This is a genomic window from Methylobacillus arboreus, from assembly GCF_020532725.1.
Lineage (GTDB): Bacteria > Pseudomonadota > Gammaproteobacteria > Burkholderiales > Methylophilaceae > Methylobacillus > Methylobacillus arboreus.
Genome location: NZ_JAJAVC010000011.1, coordinates 74,087 through 92,403 on the forward strand (window position 1 = coordinate 74,087; position 18,317 = coordinate 92,403).

15 protein-coding genes are annotated in these 18,317 nt (G+C 53.0%); 7 read left to right on the forward strand and 8 right to left on the reverse strand.

All coding sequences use genetic code 11. The features are described from left to right. Positions 1 to 11 precede the first annotated feature (11 nt). Together LG198_RS11370 and LG198_RS11375 are read left to right on the forward strand one after the other, a co-directional pair. Entirely contained in the window at positions 12 to 1,889 is a 1,878-nt protein-coding gene (locus LG198_RS11370) for a diguanylate cyclase (protein ID WP_230343303.1), read from the forward strand. A 95-nt stretch (positions 1,890 to 1,984) separates the two neighbouring features. After that, entirely contained in the window at positions 1,985 to 3,250 is a 1,266-nt protein-coding gene (locus tag LG198_RS11375; RefSeq protein ID WP_230343304.1) for a PQQ-dependent sugar dehydrogenase, read from the forward strand. Between the two features lie 45 nt (positions 3,251 to 3,295). Here the strand turns inward: LG198_RS11375 and LG198_RS11380 are convergent, their stop codons facing one another. Continuing rightward, positions 3,296 to 3,943 (reverse strand): response regulator transcription factor, encoded by a 648-nt coding sequence (locus LG198_RS11380; protein WP_230343305.1) that lies wholly within the window; start codon positions 3,941 to 3,943, stop codon positions 3,296 to 3,298. 247 nt (positions 3,944 to 4,190) lie between these two features. Here LG198_RS11380 and LG198_RS11385 point away from each other — a divergent pair, with 247 nt between their 5' ends. From LG198_RS11385 to LG198_RS11395, 3 genes are all read left to right on the forward strand, one after another. Further along, positions 4,191 to 5,102, forward strand: coding sequence for a hypothetical protein (locus tag LG198_RS11385; RefSeq protein ID WP_230343306.1), 912 nt, complete (start codon positions 4,191 to 4,193; stop codon positions 5,100 to 5,102). 356 nt (positions 5,103 to 5,458) lie between these two features. Beyond that, positions 5,459 to 5,761, forward strand: coding sequence for a hypothetical protein (locus tag LG198_RS11390; protein WP_230343307.1), 303 nt, complete (start codon positions 5,459 to 5,461; stop codon positions 5,759 to 5,761). A 95-nt stretch (positions 5,762 to 5,856) separates the two neighbouring features. Continuing rightward, positions 5,857 to 6,201 (forward strand): hypothetical protein, encoded by a 345-nt coding sequence (locus tag LG198_RS11395; protein ID WP_230343308.1) that lies wholly within the window; start codon positions 5,857 to 5,859, stop codon positions 6,199 to 6,201. Positions 6,202 to 6,261: 60 nt separating this feature from the next. Here LG198_RS11395 and LG198_RS11400 read toward each other — a convergent pair whose 3' ends face one another. Continuing rightward, on the reverse strand, positions 6,262 to 6,687 hold the full coding sequence (locus LG198_RS11400; protein WP_230343309.1) for a hypothetical protein: 426 nt from the start codon (positions 6,685 to 6,687) through the stop codon (positions 6,262 to 6,264). Between the two features lie 326 nt (positions 6,688 to 7,013). On the opposite strand from LG198_RS11400, the gene LG198_RS11405 reads away from it, so the two are divergent. Then, positions 7,014 to 8,918: an SMP-30/gluconolactonase/LRE family protein gene (locus tag LG198_RS11405; protein WP_230343310.1), complete on the forward strand. Its 1,905-nt coding sequence runs from the start codon at positions 7,014 to 7,016 to the stop codon at positions 8,916 to 8,918. A 59-nt stretch (positions 8,919 to 8,977) separates the two neighbouring features. Here the strand turns inward: LG198_RS11405 and LG198_RS11410 are convergent, their stop codons facing one another. The 4 genes from LG198_RS11410 to LG198_RS11425 form a co-directional block, all read right to left on the reverse strand. Beyond that, positions 8,978 to 9,214 carry a hypothetical protein gene (locus LG198_RS11410; protein WP_230343311.1) on the reverse strand — a complete coding sequence of 79 codons (237 nt, stop codon included), beginning with the start codon at positions 9,212 to 9,214 and terminating at the stop codon, positions 8,978 to 8,980. A gap of 181 nt (positions 9,215 to 9,395) precedes the next feature. After that, complete coding sequence (locus tag LG198_RS11415; protein ID WP_230343312.1) at positions 9,396 to 11,609, reverse strand: TonB-dependent receptor; 2,214 nt, start codon at positions 11,607 to 11,609, stop codon at positions 9,396 to 9,398. A gap of 266 nt (positions 11,610 to 11,875) precedes the next feature. Next, a complete protein-coding gene (locus LG198_RS11420) occupies positions 11,876 to 12,502 on the reverse strand; it encodes an FMN-dependent NADH-azoreductase (RefSeq protein WP_230343313.1) in 627 nt (208 codons plus the stop codon). Next, entirely contained in the window at positions 12,499 to 12,948 is a 450-nt protein-coding gene (locus LG198_RS11425; protein ID WP_230343314.1) for a carboxymuconolactone decarboxylase family protein, read from the reverse strand. The genes LG198_RS11420 and LG198_RS11425 overlap by 4 nt, the downstream gene beginning before the upstream one ends. Positions 12,949 to 13,063: 115 nt before the next feature. Between LG198_RS11425 and pdxR the strand changes: the two genes are divergently transcribed. After that, a complete protein-coding gene (pdxR, locus tag LG198_RS11430; protein ID WP_230343315.1) occupies positions 13,064 to 14,533 on the forward strand; it encodes a MocR-like pyridoxine biosynthesis transcription factor PdxR in 1,470 nt (489 codons plus the stop codon). Between the two features lie 310 nt (positions 14,534 to 14,843). Here the strand turns inward: pdxR and pdeM are convergent, their stop codons facing one another. Together pdeM and LG198_RS11440 are read right to left on the reverse strand one after the other, a co-directional pair. After that, a complete protein-coding gene (gene pdeM / locus LG198_RS11435) occupies positions 14,844 to 15,509 on the reverse strand; it encodes a ligase-associated DNA damage response endonuclease PdeM (protein ID WP_230343316.1) in 666 nt (221 codons plus the stop codon). 53 nt (positions 15,510 to 15,562) lie between these two features. After that, entirely contained in the window at positions 15,563 to 18,316 is a 2,754-nt protein-coding gene (locus LG198_RS11440) for a ligase-associated DNA damage response DEXH box helicase (protein ID WP_230343317.1), read from the reverse strand. Position 18,317 lies beyond the last annotated feature (1 nt).

The window sequence follows — 18,317 nt, forward strand, 5'->3', positions numbered from 1 at the left end:
ATAGAATCATCATGCTAAAAAAGGGAGGGGGTTTGCTCAAGCTAATCGTTCTGGTTCTGCTTTTAAGCTGCCATGTCGAAGCATGGGCGCAACCAACAGCATTGCGCCTGGATGCCAGTCATGCAGTGGTTCATGCTGCCCCTTTCCTGCAGTATCTTGAAGACCCGGCGCATCAGCTTGCCCTGGCAGATTTGCCGCCGTTACAGCCGGATAGCCGCGGTCCATGGAAACCTGCGCTTAATGACAGGGGCAATGTCAACCTGGGGTATTCAAGCTCGACTTATTGGCTTGCCCTGCCGGTTTCTGTGGCACAGCATAGGGAAGATCGACTGCTGGAGATTGCATTTTCTTCACTGGATCATGTCGAGGTCTATAGTCCGGGCGATGATGGGCAGTACCAGCGGCAATTCTCCGGCGATTTATATCCATTCAATCAACGCCCTTACCCGCATCGCAACCTGGTGTTCCCGCTACAGCTGCCTGCCGGGGATTACCCCATTTATATCAAGGTGCGTTCGCAGGGAACGCTGACCGTGCCGATCAATCTTTGGCAGGTTGAAGCGATGCATGAGCATGACCAGTATGCTTACTCATTGCTCAGTCTTTATTATGGTGCCTTGCTGGCACTGTTTTTCTATAATTTCCTGATCTATATTTCCACGCGCGAGACAGTATTCCTGTTTTATGTCGCCTTTGTTGGCAGCATGGTGGTTGCACAGGCATCGTTGAACGGCGTGGGTAACCAATTTTTATGGCCCTCCTGGCCCGTCTGGGGAAATGTCGCCTTGCCTTGCGGCATGGCGGCGACGGGTTTCTTCGGGGTATTTTTTAGCCGTATTTTCCTCAATACGCGGATTAACTTCCCGCGCCTTGACCGCTTCATGCTGGCTTTTGCCGGGCTGTTTCTCTTTATTTTTGTATCTCCATTGTTCATCCCGTATCAAGCTTCGGCGCTGCTGGTGTCCGTGGCTGGGATTGTGTTTTCGCTATTTGTCACCTCAGTGGCTGTCAGCTCCTACTTGCACAAGAACCCGGGAGCATTCTACTTTCTGCTTGCATGGAGCGCGGTGTTGGCCGGTGTCGTGATTCTCGGGTTGCGCAATCTTGGCTGGGTGCCCACCAATGCTTTCACCATCTATTCCATGCAGATCGGTTCGGCCATTGAAATGTTGATGCTGTCTTTTGCCCTGGCGGATCGCATTACGATCATGCGCAAGGAAAAGGAACAGGCGCAGCGCGATACCCTGAATGCCAAGCAGGAGCTGGTGGATGCATTGATCAAGACGGAGCAGGAGCTGGAGGAGCGGGTAGCATTGCGCACCAAGGAGATTGAAGCGGTCAACACCCAGTTGCGGCACAAGGAGCGCGAACTGCGGTACATGGCGCTGCATGATGCCTTGACGGGGCTGGCCAACCGCACGCTCATGAATGACAGCCTCAAGCGCGCGCTCGCGCGTGCCGGGCGCGACAATAGCCTGGTTGCCGTACTGCTGATCGACCTGGACGGGTTCAAGGAGGTCAATGACTCTTATGGCCATGCGGCCGGCGACCTGGTATTGCAAGTGGTGGCGGCACGGTTACGTAAAGTGACGCGTGTCAGCGATGTGACTGCCCGCTTGGGAGGCGACGAGTTTGTCGTGGTGCTGGAAGATACCCATGGCACCGAAGATGCGGTACGGATTGCGGAGAAGTTGGTGGTTGAGCTTTCCCGCCCGGTTGAAGGTGGTTTGCATATTTCCGCGAGTATCGGCATTGCCTTGAGTCCAGGTGGGCAGATGAGTGAAGATGCTTTACTTAGGCTGGCTGACCAGGCTATGTATGAGGCAAAATTGGCAGGTCGCAACCGCTGGCATGTTGCCAGCTTAGATGAATATGACAGTGCAACTTGAGGTATCAGCAACTTTTTATTGATGCGCTTGTCATTTTAGAGGGAGTTCTGCTGCAGAAAATTCCTATATAAATCAATATCAATAAGGCAGCGTACATGAGTATTTTTAAAAGGTATAAGAAGTTTTCTCTGGCATTACTGATTATTTTTGCCGGTATCATTTTATTTTTTGCCGGCGCCAATCAATACCATATGCAATGGTGGCCATTCGGCGAAGGCTATTTCGCCAATGTTGATGTGGATGAGATTGTTCCTGAACCGCGGCAAGCCAAGATTTCCTCGATTTTTGGCACGGAAGATCTTGAAGTGCGCGAGTTGCCGTTCAGCGATCAATATCCGACCGGTCCATTCGAGATGCTGGGCAATAAGCAATTCTTGTTCATCACCAAGTGTGGGGAAGTCTATTTCACCCGCATTAATGAATCCAGCGAGATCGAGATCACCAAGCATGCTGACCCCCTGACCAAACCAGGGCTAGAGCAGCGCGAGGAAAGCAAGGGCGAGGATTACGACGGGCTGGTTTATTGCAAGGAGCTTGCGGGCGTCAAGGATTCATTGCTGGTTGGCAATACCCTGTATGTGGCCTATACCACCTGGGATCATGAAGCCAATGGCGCAAGGCTGGCGGTGTCGGCTTTTGAACTTGACCAGGATAACGCCGAGCTGGCTTTCCGACGGGATGTCTTTCTGACCTATCCTGCGATCAAGGAGCCTTTCCTTGGTCACCAGGTCGGAGGAAAGCTGGTGCTGGGGGCCGATGACGACACCATGTTCCTGAGTGTTGGTGATTTCTCCAAGCCGGATGGCGTGCAGGACCCATCTACCGCACTGGGCAAGATGATCAAGATTAACCTGAGGGATTTCAGTGCCGAGATATACGCCTCAGGATTGCGTTCTCCTTCCGGCGGCTTGTATTTTGACCGTGAAAGCAATGAGCTGTGGGAAACCGAGCATGGCCCCAAGGGCGGCGATGAAATCAACCTCATCAAGCAAGGCAGGAATTATGGCTGGCCTGTGGTGAGCTATGGCACCTTGTATGAGCGCGAGGGGATGGGCAACTATTACGGCAACAAGTACAACTCGCACGAAAACTTTGAGAAGCCGGCATTTGTGTTCACTCCATCGCCGGGTGTGGGGGCGATTGCCAAATATCCCAAGACTGGCAAGAACGAATATTGGGAAGAAGGCTTTTTTGTCGCAGGCATGGCGGCCAACAGCCTGCTTTATATGCGTAAGGAAGGTGAGCGCCTGGTGTATGCCGAGCCGGTATTACATGAGTATCGCATCCGCGTACTCAAGATAGACAAGAACGGCCGGTTCTTCATGAAAACCGATAGCGACCAGTTCCTCTGGATGGAGTAGGCTGGCCGGCAACCGGGGATTTCCCTGGTTGCCTTGAGTCATCCATTATCCTGGGAAATGTTGTGGCTGGTTGCCAGGCAACGTCAGCAAGTGGTGTTGCAACGCATAAAAAATAAAATCTGCATTGCTTTTAAAGTTGAGTTTTTTCAGTACCCTGCTACGGAAAACGCTGACAGCGCTTGTGGTCACGTTAAGCTCGCGGGCGACAGTGGAAATTGGTTTCCGTTGGATAAATTTCAGGAATACCTGGAATTCACGCCTGGATAGCTGTTCATGCGGGAGTGGCGCGTGCTGTGCCTTGAGCCTGTCTGGCAGGTAATGCCGTCCCGCGCAAACTTCCTCAATTGCATCAAGCAAATCTTCCGCGCTCGCATGCTTGTCCAGATAGCCTCTACAACCGCAACGAATAAAATTGAGCAGAAAATCCTCATCCTCGTTATTGCTGAGCAACAGCACTGGTATGCGTGGCGCAATGCTGCGCAAATTCGACAGCAGCTCCAGCCCGTCTGTCTTACACGGCGACACGCTGATAATCACCAGGTGGTACTGGCGTCTCGCTAGCAATTTTCTCACCACTCCCTCATCAATCCCTGCAAAGACATGCTTGATCTGCAATGCTTTGTGTTGAGAAATCAGGTGGCTGAGCGAGTAATTGACCAGGCTGTCTTGGCCGATTAATGCAATTTTTTTCATGGCGCGCTAAGGGCAATGAATAGAAGAAATATGCTACCCTCGATGTGGAATTGGTAATGTAGGACTACACAGTAGATTCCTGTAGGAAAAGCTGAGCGTTTTTTGGTTCTGCTTTTGTTCGTAGGAGCGTTCTTACATCGATTCCAGCACTTTGCCTATGCCGATACTGTTCTGCTTTCTCCTAATCTGCATGCAAGTCTATTTCAGGCTTAGCAAAACCACTAACACTAAATATTAGGAGGCGGAAATGGCAACTGTGCATAATGAAGTAAGAGGTAGGGAGGGAGATTGGCTTGTGTTGCCGATCTCATGGCGGGCTATCTTGGCCGGGCTTGCAGTGGCAATCGCCATTCAACTGATATTGAGCCTGCTGGGTACAGGGGTCGGGTTCAGTTTTGTAGAGCCTACCGAAGCTGGGGCTACTCCATCGGCCAAAGCATTCGGCATCGGAGCGTCTTTATGGTGGATTGTTTCATGGATATTATCCTTGACCGCCGGCACTATAGTGGCGGTATATGCCTCCGCTGAAATCACCCGTTGCCGTGGCGCCTTGCTAGGTATTGTCATTTGGGCGCTTGCAACCATTGCCGGTGCTTTAGTATTCACCAACTTGGCTGGCGGCGCGTTCAAGACCACAGCCAGCGCAATCGGCCTGGCCGGCAGCGGTGCCGTTGCAGGTGGCGCGTTGCTTGCGACTAACGATGGTCCGGATATCGGCGGCGAGCTCAAGCAAAGCATTGATGAGTTTTTCCGCAACGCACGGGCCAGCGTCGATCAACAAGTGCAGGAGGAAGGCCAGCAGGGCCAGGGCCGTCGCGGACAAGGCCATGGTGGCGCATACTGGAACGCATTGACCCGCTATCTGACCAATACCGATGATGCGAGCCGGGCAATTGACCGTGAGCGTGTAGTGGCTACCTTGGCAGACGCAGCCGGCGTTTCCAGAGAGCAGGCAGATGAAGAGATCCGCAAGCTTGAGGATGCTTATGCCGCAGGCAAGGAAAAAGCCAAGCAGGCAGCTGACCAAGCTGCCGAAGCTGCAGCGCATTTCTCGCTGTGGGCGACATTGGGCTTCTTGTTGAGCCTGGTTGCAGCAGTCGTAGCCGGCTCAGGTACTGCGCGAAACCTTGCAAATTCCGCAGTCAAGAACCCATATTAATAGGAGAGAGAAATGCCTTATATCATTGCCTGGTTGCTCGGTGTACCCATTACGGTCCTGGTGCTGATCTGGCTGCTTTTCTAAGTAGCTGACAATGTGAAAACGGAAAAGCCTCATGCTTACGCATGAGGCTTTTTCATTGCCTGCTATTTCGTATGGCTGATAGGTGTGTCAGTTTTTTCTGACAAAAAGTGTCTTGGCTGTCCTATGGGGAGTGACTGCCGCGTTAGCTATGATGGAGACATATTACCTATGGCAACGTCCGGCAAGTTAAGTTGCGTTTGGGAAACGAATCATTTGCCCGGAATACCCCAATCAAACAGTGTCACGGCAATGACTGTTAAGGAGAGACGAGGATGAACAAAAAATCCCGCATGATAATAATTGTATTAGCTATCTTGCTAAGCAATACGACAGGGAGCGCCGTCTGGGCAGCAGAATTGTGTTCTAGCGAATCGCAGCAGGCCCTTCCCATTCAGATGAGTAAGATGGGCATGCTGAGAATCAAGGGTCAGCCAGGCATGGAGCGTGCTGAAGCCAAATCGCTGCAAGCTGCCAAATCCAAGGGGTTTGAGCGTTATCAGAAACCTATTCTTATTGATAAGGGCGCTTGCCATTACAAGGCGAGTGGCTTCAATCAAAGCACCGTCAAAATGTAATGGTTGTTTGCGGTCCGTCATTGCTGGATTCCACGGCAAGCTCCTGCCTCATCTGTTGCACGCTATTACTACTTTCAGCATAAAAGGAAAAAAATATGAATATAGCCAAGTCGAAATTGTTTATTGCCGTAGTAGTAGTGGTTCTGGCATGGGTCGTATTTACACAGGTACGCATGTTGGATGGCAAGGCAATTGATACTGCAAAATCAGTTGCCTTGAAAGAGATTCCCAACCCCGAAACCGCGAAGTTGGAGAACTTGGAGGAAATCCAGCATGGTGGGAAAACGTTTGTCTGTGGGCAATATAGCACTAAGGATGAAGAGGGAAATTACGGTGAACTTGTGAATTTTGTTGTAGAGGTGGAGGAGAGTGAAGCATCGAGATTCAGCGACTCTCCAGATGAAATTGCACAATATTGCAATTTGCCTGGCAAGCGTTAAGTGCACTAGAGATATTAAAAAGCCCTGCTATGCAGGGCTTTTTAATATTCCAGGAGCTAATTAATTGGCCGCCGGAGCAATCAAGGGCCAGCGGTCATTCATCCAGGCATACTCCTCTGGAGGTTCGGTAGTGATGACATAAACCCTGCGCTCATCGTGGTGTGTGGCAATAATTCCCTTGATGGCATGGCCTGCTGGAATATCGATCCAATGGGCCTTGCGCTCGAGATCACGGCTTAAAAACTCATCTGCGAGCAAGTCTACAGGTTCAGGCTTGAGCTTGTCCCACTTGCCTTGTTCCAAGGATGCCTGACGCGCCCAGCCGCCAATAAAGAACCCGCCTTCCTTTTCTTCCAGGTTGTTGCCCCAGCGCAGCCACTTGGTCTTGCCTTCAGCACTCTTGATCGGTAGGGCTGCATGGGGATGGGGAAACTCGATGCGTTTTTCAATACCGCTATGGTCAGTTAATTTGATGCCTCTGCACATGATGTCGTCCTCAATCTAATTGAAATTATTCTAGGGCAATCGTATTAAGAATTGATGAAGGTGCATAAGCCTGATTTCTCTTATCCTAGTGTAGGAATTTTCCTAGACTGCCTGAATGCCAAAAGTGAGTGATGATATCTATGATATGACAGGTACAGCATAGGCTACTGATTGATTGCATTTGGAAAAAATAAGGCACTCGTTGTTCCTGAATATGGAATTGTGTAGTCGATATATTTCTATATATTGAAATCAATGCTTTTGGCATACTGTTTAGATTATTTTAATAAGGAACCAACACCATGATGAAAACAGCAAAAAATGTGATGAGCATAATGATAGGGCTTGGCTGGATGGGGCTTGCGCATGCAGATGCAGCCGATGTAGAAGCCAATCTCAGCCGGCTCAAGGTTCCGGAAGGATTCAAGGTGGAGGTGTATGCAGAAGTGCCGGGTGCGCGGCAAATGACGCTGGGGACTTCCGGCACAGTCTATGTCGGCACGCGCGGCAACAAGGTTTATGCTGTGGTTGATAAGAACAAGGATTACAAGGCAGACCAGGTGATTACCATCCTGGATGATCTTTCTGTTGGCAACGGCGTCGCCATGATTGACGGTAACCTTTATGTCGCCGAGCAGCACCGTATCACGCGCTATGCGGCACCGGACTTTGACCTTAACCTGCCATTCAAGCAGATGCGCGAAGTGATTTATGACAAGCTGCCCAATAAGGCGCACCACGGCTGGCGCTATCTTGCCTATGGCCCGGACAAGAAGCTCTATGTGACGGTAGGCGCGCCTTGCAACGTGTGCGATCCGCAAGGCGTCGAGGCTTCTATCTTGCGGTTGGATGCAGATGGCAAAAATGTGGAAGTGTTTGCCAAGGGAGTGAGAAACTCGGTCGGCCTGGATTTCCAGCCTGGCACCGGCGTGGTGCATTTCACTGATAACGGCGTCGACATGATGGGTGACGATGTACCGCCAGATGAACTCAACGCCGCGCCACAGGCGGGCCTGCATTTCGGCTTTCCCTATGTGATCGGCCGCGATGCGCGCCCCAAGGATTGGCAAAACAAGAAGCCGCCGCAGGCATTGACGCCACCGGTGGTGGAGTTCCAGGCACATAGTGCCAACCTCGGCTTCAAGTTCTATACCGGCAAGCAGTTCCCGAGCGAATATCAGGGCAATGCTATTGTCGCGCAGCATGGATCATGGAATCGCAGTTCGCCGGTAGGTTATCAACTGGTGCGCGTGGTGTTTGATGAGAACCACAAGGTGAAGTCCACCGAAGTCTTTATCGATGGCTGGCTCAACGATGGCGCAGCCTGGGGCCGTCCTACCGATGTCCTGCAGCTCAACGATGGTTCCTTGTTGGTTTCGGACGATTACAGCGGCGTGATTTACCGCATCAGCTATGGTGAAACATCTGCGGCTGCCGGCGGCAAGGGCGCCAATCTCAAGGTCACTGGCCTGCAGATGCCCGAATCTGTCGTTGCGCATCCTGACGGCCGCGTATTTGTCAGCGAGATCGGCGAGTTTGGCAAAAACGGCGATGGCAAGATTACCGTGATCAACAAGGATGGCAGCCGCCAGACCCTGGCCGACGGCCTGAACGATCCTAAGGGCATCGACCTCTTCAATAATCAGCTCTACGTGGCCGACGTTGACCATGTGGTGAAGATCGGCCTTGATGGCAGCAAGGCCGTCATTGCAAAACCGTCAGACTTCCAGGAAAAGCCGGTCTTCCTCAATGACATTGAGATTGACGGCCTGGGCAATGTCTATGTTTCGGACAGTGGCGACGACAATGGCAAGCATGGCGCGATCTATCAGATCTCGCCGGAAGGCAAGGTGAGTCAGCTTATCAATGACAAGGCAGGCATCAAGCGCCCGAATGGATTATTGCTGGACGGCCCCGGCAAACTGCTGGTGGCAGATTTTGGCAACGGCAAATTATTTCAGGTGAATTACGCTGGCAAGAAATCCACAGTCACCTTGCTCAACCAGGGTTTCGGTGGTGCAGATGGCTTGGTGCGGGATACGGATGGCGTGCTTTATATCAGTGACTGGGCAGGCGGCAAGGTCTGGCAATTGGCAGAGCCACGCGCCACGCCGCAATTGGTCAGCGAGGGACATCAATCTGCTGCCGATATTGCCTTGTCGGCGGATGGGCGCTCTATCCTCATCCCCGACATGAAGGCGGGCGAATTGGTATCATTGCCAATCAGGTAAGCGATATGTGATGCAATAAAAAGCCGGCATTTGCCGGCTTTTTATTGGGATGAGTAGCTCTAGGTGTTGATTAATGCAGCTCTCGCAGTATCGGGCAGGTGCAAGTCCAGCTTTTTGGCAAGCATGAAGGAGCGTTGCTTCTGGTTGGCGGCCCTGATCTGCTGCTCTATCAGGTCCAGCACATCTTCTACCGTCAACGCATGTGCATAGGTTTCAATATCTCCCTTAAGCGTTTTCAATATATGAATGCTTTGCTGGGTATCGTAGATGGATTGTTCGATGTTCTGACCAAACATTGCAGCTCCTGATAACGGAATGGATAGATAGCCTGGATTTTAGGGATCAACGGCATGATTGCTTATAGGGCAGTGCTGATGTTGATGTAGGATTTTTCTTACAGGCTATCTCTCCATGTCAATTCGCTGGCGATGCAAAAATTCTCCATCGCATGCATGCATGATGCAAGTTGATGTTTCATCAGAAACGGATATGCAAGGCGACCTCAAGGCTGCGTGGTTCACCCACGTAATACTGTGCGTTGCTCTGGTGGATGAAGCGCGCATAAGTTTGATCGGTCAGGTTGCGGATACGGGCGGTCAAGTCTGCATTCTTGCCCACGCGGTATTTCGTATGCATATCAAACAAGGTGTATGAGGGAATCCACATGGTATTGGCATTGTTGGCGTAGACGGAAGATACGTAACGTGCGCCAATCCCTGCCTGCCAGTCTGGCGTGATGTCATAGTTGAACCGCAGGTTTGCGACCTGGTCGGGGACATTGACCGGGGTTTTGCCCTTGCGGGAGGCCACAGCGGTGCCTACGGTTTCATTGAAATCATCAAACTCGGCGTCAATCCAGGCGATATTACCTTCCGCACGCAGCCTGGGCGTGATCTGCAAGGATGAGGCCAGCTCTATGCCATTGGAGGTTTGCTGGCCTGCGAGGATGGTATTCAGGCGGTTTTGCGGATCGGTGACCGGAAAATCCCTGCGGACGATATGGTATGCCGCAATGGTGGCTGTGCCACGGCCATCCAGATAATTGAACTTGCTTCCCACTTCAAACTGGTAGCCAGTGGATAGCTTGAAGTCGTTATTCACCTGGCCGGCGCTGGCACTGGTCAGGGTGCCGCCCGGCGGTTCTGCCGAGGTGCTGTATTGCGCATAAATATTGGCTTCGTCCGTGATGTCAAACACCATCCCCGCACGGCCAGTCAATGTATCCCAGCGACGGTTGACGGTGCTTGGCGTTGCGCTTCCGTTATCGAGATGGAAGTCGATATGGTCGTAACGCAGACCAGTCACTAGGGACAGGCGTCGGCTTAAATACTGACGGTTTTCAATAAATGCCGCGAGTGTCTTGACCTCCGTACTGCGGCCTTTTTGCAGGCCGTTGTTCATGCCGGGAATATCAGCAAAGTAATCAGGCTCGAAGTTGCCCGGCGTGACGACATCAAGGAAAAGCCCTTGGCTTCTGGCTAAGCCGGAGGTCGGGTACACCGTCTGTTGGTTAACGCTGTAGTCCGCGCCAAATGACCAGTCACTTCTCAAGTCAAACAACTCGCCATTGTGTCGTAATTCAATACGGTTTCCATTCAATTCCTGGTTGTGGCGCTGCATGTAGGCATCCGAGCGGGTAACCAGGGTATTGCTGGCGTTATAGCCATATACCTCCAGATTGCGGAAGTCACGTTGTCCGCGGTAATGGTAGAACGTATTGCGCAGAGAAGTCTGGTCGCTGATCTTGTAATCGGTGATCGAGCGGGCCCATGTCACCCGCTGTTCGTATCTGCCGTCCCTGACGTTGTAATTCTTAAAACGGTTGGACTTGTCGATTTTCAGTGTGCCGCTTTGGGGTTGCAGCGTAGGCGTTCCCCAGTAAGGGCTATCCTCGCGCTCAACATGATGTTCCAGTGCCAGCGTGTGCGACAGGCGCGGGGTGAGGTCGGCCAGCCATGACACTGCCAGGCTACTGGCCTGCCGTTCCTGGCGGTCGATATAGCCATTGCTGGTGTTGCGGCTGAAATCCAGGCGCACCCAGTTGGTTTCATTCAAGGCGTGGTTGATGCCGACGGCAGTTTCCATGGTGTCGTATCTGGCATGGCTGACGTGGGCTTCCCTGATTTCCTCATCGCGCGTGGCGAGTTTGGTGACATAGTTAAGGCTGCCGCCGATGGAGCCGCTGCCATATAAAAACGACGATGGGCCGCCCACCAGCTCTACATGGTCATATACCCAGGCATCGACAGGCCGGTTGGCACTGTTGTATTGCAGGCTGATGCCGTTGAACAATTGATTGACCTGGGCCCCGGTGAAGCCGCGATAAGCAACAAAACCACCATGGCCAGGAGGCGCGGAAGCATTGACCCCAGGCAGGCTGTTGGCGGCATCCTGGAAATTGCGCGCGCCGATTTCCTCCATCTTCTGCCGGTCAGCCACAGCCACTGAGGCAGGGTTTTCCCGGATTGTCAGGCCCAGCCTGGAACCGGCTTCAGAAGGCGTGTCGATGTTCAGGCCTTTTTGGTCCTTGATGGAGCTTGTCTTGACGAGCAGGGTTTCCAGTTGGTGGATGTCGTCCTGCTTGTCCGCTGATCGACTGGTTTCCTTCGCGTAGGAAACCGGGCTACCGATAGTCGCGGAAAAAACACCAGCGACCAAAGTCTTGATTATGTGTGATTGTTGTTTTGTCATGAGAATGCTGTCGCTTAAAACGATTAACTAGCCATGCTGCATTCATCATCCGCAATTGCATGAAAAGCGGATTACTAGGAGTTGGCTGGTAGAAAGTGAGGCACTATAGCAACATCGAATGCGCACGATAATGTGACAAATTGCCGCAGGCTTGCTGTTTTACGTCTGCCTAAATGCGGGAAGTAGTAAGCACGGAAGATAGGATTGGAGCAACGCCACCAAGCGTCGTGAACCATAAGGCCGGTGTTTAGCCCTATGGCGAATGTTCAATTTCCGGTTACAGCAAGCAGGGCGCTATAGGCTGCCACGGTCTCATCGTTTGTCTGATTCAGGGCATACTGAACCGAGTCTTGACCATATGCGAGGCCTTGAAGATAGACATATTGAATCGACTGAATGCCGATAGTATTCAGCGCGAAACTTAGGTATGGGCTGAGGAAATCGGGCTGGTTTGCACGAGGGCCGTGATGGAACCCACCGGAGGCAACGACGACCAGCGTCGGAATATCGCGCAGTTTCCCCACCTTGCCTGCAGGGGTTGGGGTGAATGTTCTGTGAATTCTTAACACATAATCCATCCAGATCTTCAGGCAGGCAGGGATTGTGAAGTTATGCATGGGCGTTGCAATGATGAGCATGTCGCTTTCTTCAAGCTCCCGGATTAATGTTCCCGACAGGTCAAATGCCGGGTCATCCATGGGTGACCCGGCCATGATGGCGTTGGCATAGGCGGCTGACGGAAGCGGAAGGCCAGGCGCGGACAATGTTCTGTAGCGTATCTCGATGCCTGGATTATCAAGTTCGAGTTGTGCCAGGCATGATGCAACCACTGGCCAGCCGGAACTGGCTTTTGCATGGGGGCTGCACAGCAGGACAAGAGCGTTGCGCATCATGACGCGTCTTGCTTGATTGCCGGAGGCGTCCTGGAAGCGACCATGAGCCGGTTCCATGCATTGATTTCAACCACGGCGAATGTCAGATCGGAAAGCTCCTGGTCGGTAAAGTGCTGCTTGACAGATTGATATGCCGCATCCGGTACATCGGCATCACGCAGCCATGTCACTGCCTCTGCCCATGCAATGGCGGCACGCTCTTGCTCGGAAAAGACGCTGCCAGCCTCTTTCCACACGGCAACCAGATGAATCTTGTCATCACTGATACCGCCCTGCTTGGCCAGCGGCACATGCATATTGATGCAGAATGCGCAGCCATTGATCTGGGATACCCTGAGCCGGATAAGCTCCAACAATCCGTGGTCCAGACCACAGTCCTGAATATATTGATTTACGCCTAACATGGCCTTATAGCCAACAGAGTTATAGTCAAACCGCTTGGTCATGCTGATTTCCTTGTCGAGTAATAAATAACGGTAAGGCTATTTTTCATCATTAAATGGATTAACAAAATTACCAATAAGTGAAAAAATGGCTAGACCAATTTGAGCGGGAAACATCATGAGGCAGGCCGAGCATATAGAACTTGCGATCCATCCCAAGCCGGACCACCTGACGATACATGACTGGATTTATTCCGAGATTCGCGCCGCCATTCTGAGTGGCAGGCTCAAGCCTGATGTCCGCCTGCCAACGACGCGCGACTTCGCCTTGCAGAATCAGGTCTCCAGGGGGTCGGTGGTAACAGCGTATGAGCAACTCATCGCAGAGGGTTATTTGTGTTCGTACACTGGCCGGGGCACATTTGTGAGCAAAACACTGCCGCATGACCTTGCCGTCAGGCCAGCATCGAGGCCATCGCTATCACCGAAGCATGGCACTTTATCGCGGCGTGGAGCGATGTTGGCGCAGAGCCCGTTTTACCAGGAGTCAAGGCAAACAGACCCTATTCCGTTCAGGCCCAACCAGCCTGATGTTGAGCATTTCCCGTTTAATATCTGGAACCGCATCGCCTCCAAGCGGGCGAATGCGCTCAGGGATAGGAATATGGGGGATCTGGACCCTGGCGGATATTTGCCGCTGCGCGAATCAATCGCTGAACACCTCAAATACGCACAACGTATCCAATGTACCCTGGAGCAGGTCGTGATCCTGGGCAGCGCACAGCAGGCGCTGGATCTGTGCACGCGATTGCTTCTGGATGTGGGCGATCAAGTATGGATGGAAGATCCGGGCTATCCGGGAGCCAACCGTATTTTTGCCGGCAATGAGGCCCATGTTATTCCTGTTGCCGTGGATAAGGCGGGGATGAACGTTGAGCGGGCCATTGAGATGGCGCCGCATGCCAAAATGGCCTACATCACGGCCGCGCATCAGTCTCCCTTGGGGGTGACCTTGTCACTGGAGCGCCGGCTGGCATTATTGGCATGGGCCGAACAAAACCAGGCGACCATTCTGGAAGATGACTACGACAGTGAATACCGTTTTGACGGCATCCCCCTTGCCCCGATCAAAAGCCTGGATTCTTCAGGCCGCGTAATCTACATGGGCACGTTCAGCAAGCTACTCTACCCGGGCATCAGGCTCGCCTATGTCGTGTTGCCTGACTGGTTGACCGATCCGTTCCTGTCAGCCGTGAGCCTGACTTGCCGCTACCTGGGCCTTCATCCGCAAATGATCTTGAGTGAATTCATGGCAGGCGGCCATTACGCACGGCATCTAAGACGCATGAAAATGATCTATCAAGAGCGTGCCCAGGCATTTGAGTATGCATGCCGTGAAAAGCTGGGTGGCGAATTCCACGTCAACCCAATCACCACAGGCCTGGACGCCTGTGTGTTTTTGCCAGGAGAGCTTGATGATGCCGATGTCGCCCGTCAATTGAGCGCGAGCGGAATCGAAGCGCGTCCTTTGTCTTTCTACGGCATTGCGAAAAAGCCTGCGAGTGGTTTGGTGATGGGGTTTGCAGCTTTTACGCCAACAGCCATTGCTGGTGGTTGGGAAAAGATCGCGCGGATATTGCGGCAATAAAATACATGTGAGTGTGCGATGAGGACTGATGAGTCAATGACTAAAAATGAGAACGGCTTCCTTGTGGAAGCCGTCGTATTTGGTGCGCCTGAAATGATTCGAACTCCTGACCCCTTTTCGTGGTTTTCTGGGGCAGCAGTGGCATTATTAATAATCAATAAGTTAGGGGCATTCCTTGCAATCAACCAGCCTATAGGGAAGACTAAGTCGCGCAGATGTATCAAGTGCCGGGGCTGGCATGGCCGCTGGGGGGCAACAACATCGAATGTCTTTTTGCTATGAGCCTCCCACATTCCAGCGATAGATCCGTTCATGCTGAAGCTGTTACCGGCCAGACGCATTGACCGTCTGTTACGCAAATAAAGGTATCGTGCTCATTTTCCATCACAAAGCCGCCAGTAAAATCGCCGAAAGAAGGCAGCAAGGTCATGTCAGCCTGGTGATAAAAACATGGCAAGATTAGGCGTTGCCGGCCTTTGCCCAGCAAGCGGAAAACAGGGTGGATATGCCCGGCGAGGACGTGATGGGTGGCATGCGGTGCGGGAATGTGTTGCAAGGCGAAATCCCCAATGAGGTAAGGCTCATCCACCGATTCAATATTCAAATCTGCTGGCGGATCGCCCGCATGCTTATCATGATTACCGCGAACCAGAATGCATTTCATGGAGGTATGTTGCGCGCGCCAGTGGCGTAAAGCTGCCAATGTGGCCGGTGCATGGGACTTGGGCGCATGCAGGAAATCGCCCAGGAAAATCAGTTGTTCGGTCGGATATCCGGATAGCAAAACGTTCAGGCGCTGCAGGTTATGGCTGGTGGTCCCCTGCGGTACAGGCTGGCCCGAAGCGCGATAGGCCGCTGCCTTGCCGAAATGCGCATCTGCGATCAACAGTGCCTTTTGTTGCGGCCAGTAGATGGCTTTGTCGGCAAGTAACAGCAAAGTGTTAGCGCCGATGTTTAAAGGGTATTCATGTCTCATTGGAAATTATTTTAGTGACGCTTTATATAACCCGCTTTTTATCATGTTCTTCCTCAAAACCCGTGGCGCGGTTTAGGCGAAATAATCCTGCTACGTCGCCGTTTAGCATTGGTTGTGTTTTCATTTGATGTATCACTAGGTAAGCCGGTTTTACGTTTGCGTTCACGGTTTTTATACACTTTTTCCTGCACATTGAACTTTGCCTGCGCGTTTGCGGTGTCTTGCGGTATATAAGCGCCGGCGCCGGCGGCTTTTTCCAGGTCGGCCACCATGCGTGCGATGCGGTCGGCCAGTTTTTCCGAACTGCTGCTTTCGCGGAAACGTTCGACCAGCAAAGGAAATGCAAACGGCGTCGGCCTTTTGATGTGCATTAATTGTATTTGCTTGGTTTGCAGATGTTGCAATGTGGCGGACAGGCGCGCGATTTCCAGTTCTTGTTGCAGCACCTCTTCCTGCGCTTGCGTCAGCAATAAATTATTGGGATCGTATTTACGGAATACGTCATAAAACAGGCTGGATGAAGCCTGCACTTGCCTAGCGCTTTTATGCGCACTGGGAAAGCCAGCAAACACCAGCCCGGAAATACGCGCGATTTCGCGAAAACGCCTTTGCGCCAGCTCGCCCGCATTCAGGCTGCCGATCACGTCGACCAGCAGGTTTTCGGTGCTGAAAACATCCTGTTCAAAGATCGTTGCCCAATCCACCGGCGTGGCGGAAAGCAGTTCCAGGCCGTAATCATTGACGGCGATGGAAAACGTGTTCGGCAGGTGCTTGCCGGCGCGCCAAGCCAATAAACTGGCCAAACCCAGGTGTACGCTGCGCCCGGCATAAGGGTAAAGGAACAGATGCCAGCCTTCGCGCGAGTGCAACGATTCGGCCAGCAAGTTGGCATTGGTTGGCAGCGCAGACCAGTCGCTTTGCACTTGTAGTAAAGGTTTGATCATTTGCATTTCCGGGCCGTCAAAATGGCCGTGCGCCGCCGCATCCATGCGTGCCACCATGGCATTGGCAAGTTCGGTGGAAAGCGGCAGGCGCCCGCCATTCCAGCGCGGCACTGCGGCTTTTTTGCCGGTCGCTTTGCGCACAAAAGCGGTCATTTCATGCACGCGCACCAGCTCCAGCAGGCGTCCGCCAAACAGGAAATGGTCACCGGGTTTGAGCCTGGCGATAAAGTTTTCCTCCACCGAACCTAAACTCTTGCCCGATGCCCCTTTACTCCAGAATTTAACCACCATGCTGGAATCGCTGACGATGGTGCCGATGCTCATGCGGTGCCGCCGGGCCAGGTGTGCATCCGGGACATGCCAAACACCCTGTTCATCGGGAATGGCGCGGCGGTAATCCGGGTAGGCGGTCAGGGATTCGCCACCGTGCCGCACAAACGTCAGGGCCCAGTGCCATTCTTCATCGGTTAAATGCCGGTAGGCATAACAGCTGCGCACTTCCGCCAGTAAGTCGTCCGCGATAAATCCGCCGCCAAGCGCAATCGTCACCAGGTGCTGCACCAATACGTCCAACGGTTTTTGCGGTGATTCGCGCGGCTCGACATTGCGTGCGGCAATCGCATCTTGTGCGGCCACCGATTCGATCAGCTCCAGGCTATGCGTAGGCACCACGGTCAGGCGCGAAGCGCGGCCAGGCGCATGGCCGGAACGTCCGGCGCGTTGCATTAACCGCGCTACGCCCTTGGGCGAGCCGATCTGCAATACGCGTTCCACCGGCAAGAAGTCCACGCCGAGGTCCAGGCTGGATGTGCAGACCACCGCCTTGAGAGTGCCTTCTTTCAGGCCGGTTTCTACCCATTCGCGTACATTCCTATCCAATGAGCCGTGATGCAGCGCGATCAAACCCGCCCAGTCAGGACGCGCTTCCAGCAAGGCCTGGTACCAGATCTCGCATTGCGAGCGGGTGTTGGTAAATATGAGGCTATTGGGACTGGATTCGATCTGCTCAACCACCTGCGGCAGCATGCGCAAACCCAGGTGACCGGCCCAGGGGAAACGTTCAATGCCAGGCGGTAACAGGGTGTCGATCAACAGGTGTTTCTCCAGCTTGCCTTGCACCAGTACCGGCTTAGATGCAGTTGGAATCAACACCTCCATGGCATGCTGCAAATTACCCAGCGTAGCCGATAAACCCCAGGTAATCAGTTGCGGTCGCCAGCGGCGTAGCCGCGCCAAGGCCAGCTGTAGTTGGACGCCGCGCTTGTTGCCTATCAGTTCGTGCCATTCATCCACCACCACCATCTGCAGGCTGGCAAAGGTGTCGGCGGCGTCCGGCCGCGTCAGCAACAGCGTCAGGCTTTCCGGTGTGGTAATCAGCGCGGTCGGCAGGCGTTTGGACTGCCGCGAACGCTCCGCACTATTGGTATCGCCCGTACGTAAAGCGATGCTCCAATCCAGGTTTAATTCATTGACCGGTGCGATTAATGCGCGTTCGGTATCTGCAGCCAGGGCGCGCATGGGCGTGATCCACAACACCGTCAACGGCTGCGTCACGGCTTTGCGCTTGGCAGGTTTTTCAGCAATAGCGATGCCTGATTTTTTCGCGGATGCTGCGGTCGGCTTTTTTAAGGCAAAACGCTCGATCGCCGCCATCCACACCGCATAGGTTTTGCCGGCGCCGGTAGTCGCGTGCAGCATGCCGGATTGACCGCTAGCCACCGCTTGCCATACCTGCTGCTGGAACGGAAAAGGCTGCCATTGGTGAGCGGAAAACCAGTTGCGGCTTAACTGGAAGTCGTTGCGGTCTGGCGTTTCAGCCGCATCAGGCGACAACGGCAACTTTGGGACAGTTTGCAAGGTCATG

Excerpts from the sequence above, each read along its gene's own strand:
- LG198_RS11375 (WP_230343304.1), top strand. The coding sequence starts at position 1,985 with ATGAGTATTTTTAAAAGGTATAAGAAGTTTTCTCTGGCATTACTGATT.
- LG198_RS11415 (WP_230343312.1), bottom strand. The coding sequence starts at position 11,609 with ATGACAAAACAACAATCACACATAATCAAGACTTTGGTCGCTGGTGTT.
- LG198_RS11405 (WP_230343310.1), top strand. The coding sequence starts at position 7,014 with ATGAGCATAATGATAGGGCTTGGCTGGATGGGGCTTGCGCATGCAGAT.
- LG198_RS11425 (WP_230343314.1), bottom strand. The coding sequence starts at position 12,948 with ATGACCAAGCGGTTTGACTATAACTCTGTTGGCTATAAGGCCATGTTA.
- pdeM (WP_230343316.1), bottom strand. The coding sequence starts at position 15,509 with ATGAGACATGAATACCCTTTAAACATCGGCGCTAACACTTTGCTGTTA.
- LG198_RS11395 (WP_230343308.1), top strand. The coding sequence starts at position 5,857 with ATGAATATAGCCAAGTCGAAATTGTTTATTGCCGTAGTAGTAGTGGTT.
- LG198_RS11370 (WP_230343303.1), top strand. The coding sequence starts at position 12 with ATGCTAAAAAAGGGAGGGGGTTTGCTCAAGCTAATCGTTCTGGTTCTG.
- pdxR (WP_230343315.1), top strand. The coding sequence starts at position 13,064 with ATGAGGCAGGCCGAGCATATAGAACTTGCGATCCATCCCAAGCCGGAC.
- LG198_RS11400 (WP_230343309.1), bottom strand. The coding sequence starts at position 6,687 with ATGTGCAGAGGCATCAAATTAACTGACCATAGCGGTATTGAAAAACGC.
- LG198_RS11385 (WP_230343306.1), top strand. The coding sequence starts at position 4,191 with ATGGCAACTGTGCATAATGAAGTAAGAGGTAGGGAGGGAGATTGGCTT.
- LG198_RS11440 (WP_230343317.1), bottom strand. The coding sequence starts at position 18,316 with ATGACCTTGCAAACTGTCCCAAAGTTGCCGTTGTCGCCTGATGCGGCT.
- LG198_RS11390 (WP_230343307.1), top strand. The coding sequence starts at position 5,459 with ATGAACAAAAAATCCCGCATGATAATAATTGTATTAGCTATCTTGCTA.
- LG198_RS11410 (WP_230343311.1), bottom strand. The coding sequence starts at position 9,214 with ATGTTTGGTCAGAACATCGAACAATCCATCTACGATACCCAGCAAAGC.
- LG198_RS11420 (WP_230343313.1), bottom strand. The coding sequence starts at position 12,502 with ATGATGCGCAACGCTCTTGTCCTGCTGTGCAGCCCCCATGCAAAAGCC.
- LG198_RS11380 (WP_230343305.1), bottom strand. The coding sequence starts at position 3,943 with ATGAAAAAAATTGCATTAATCGGCCAAGACAGCCTGGTCAATTACTCG.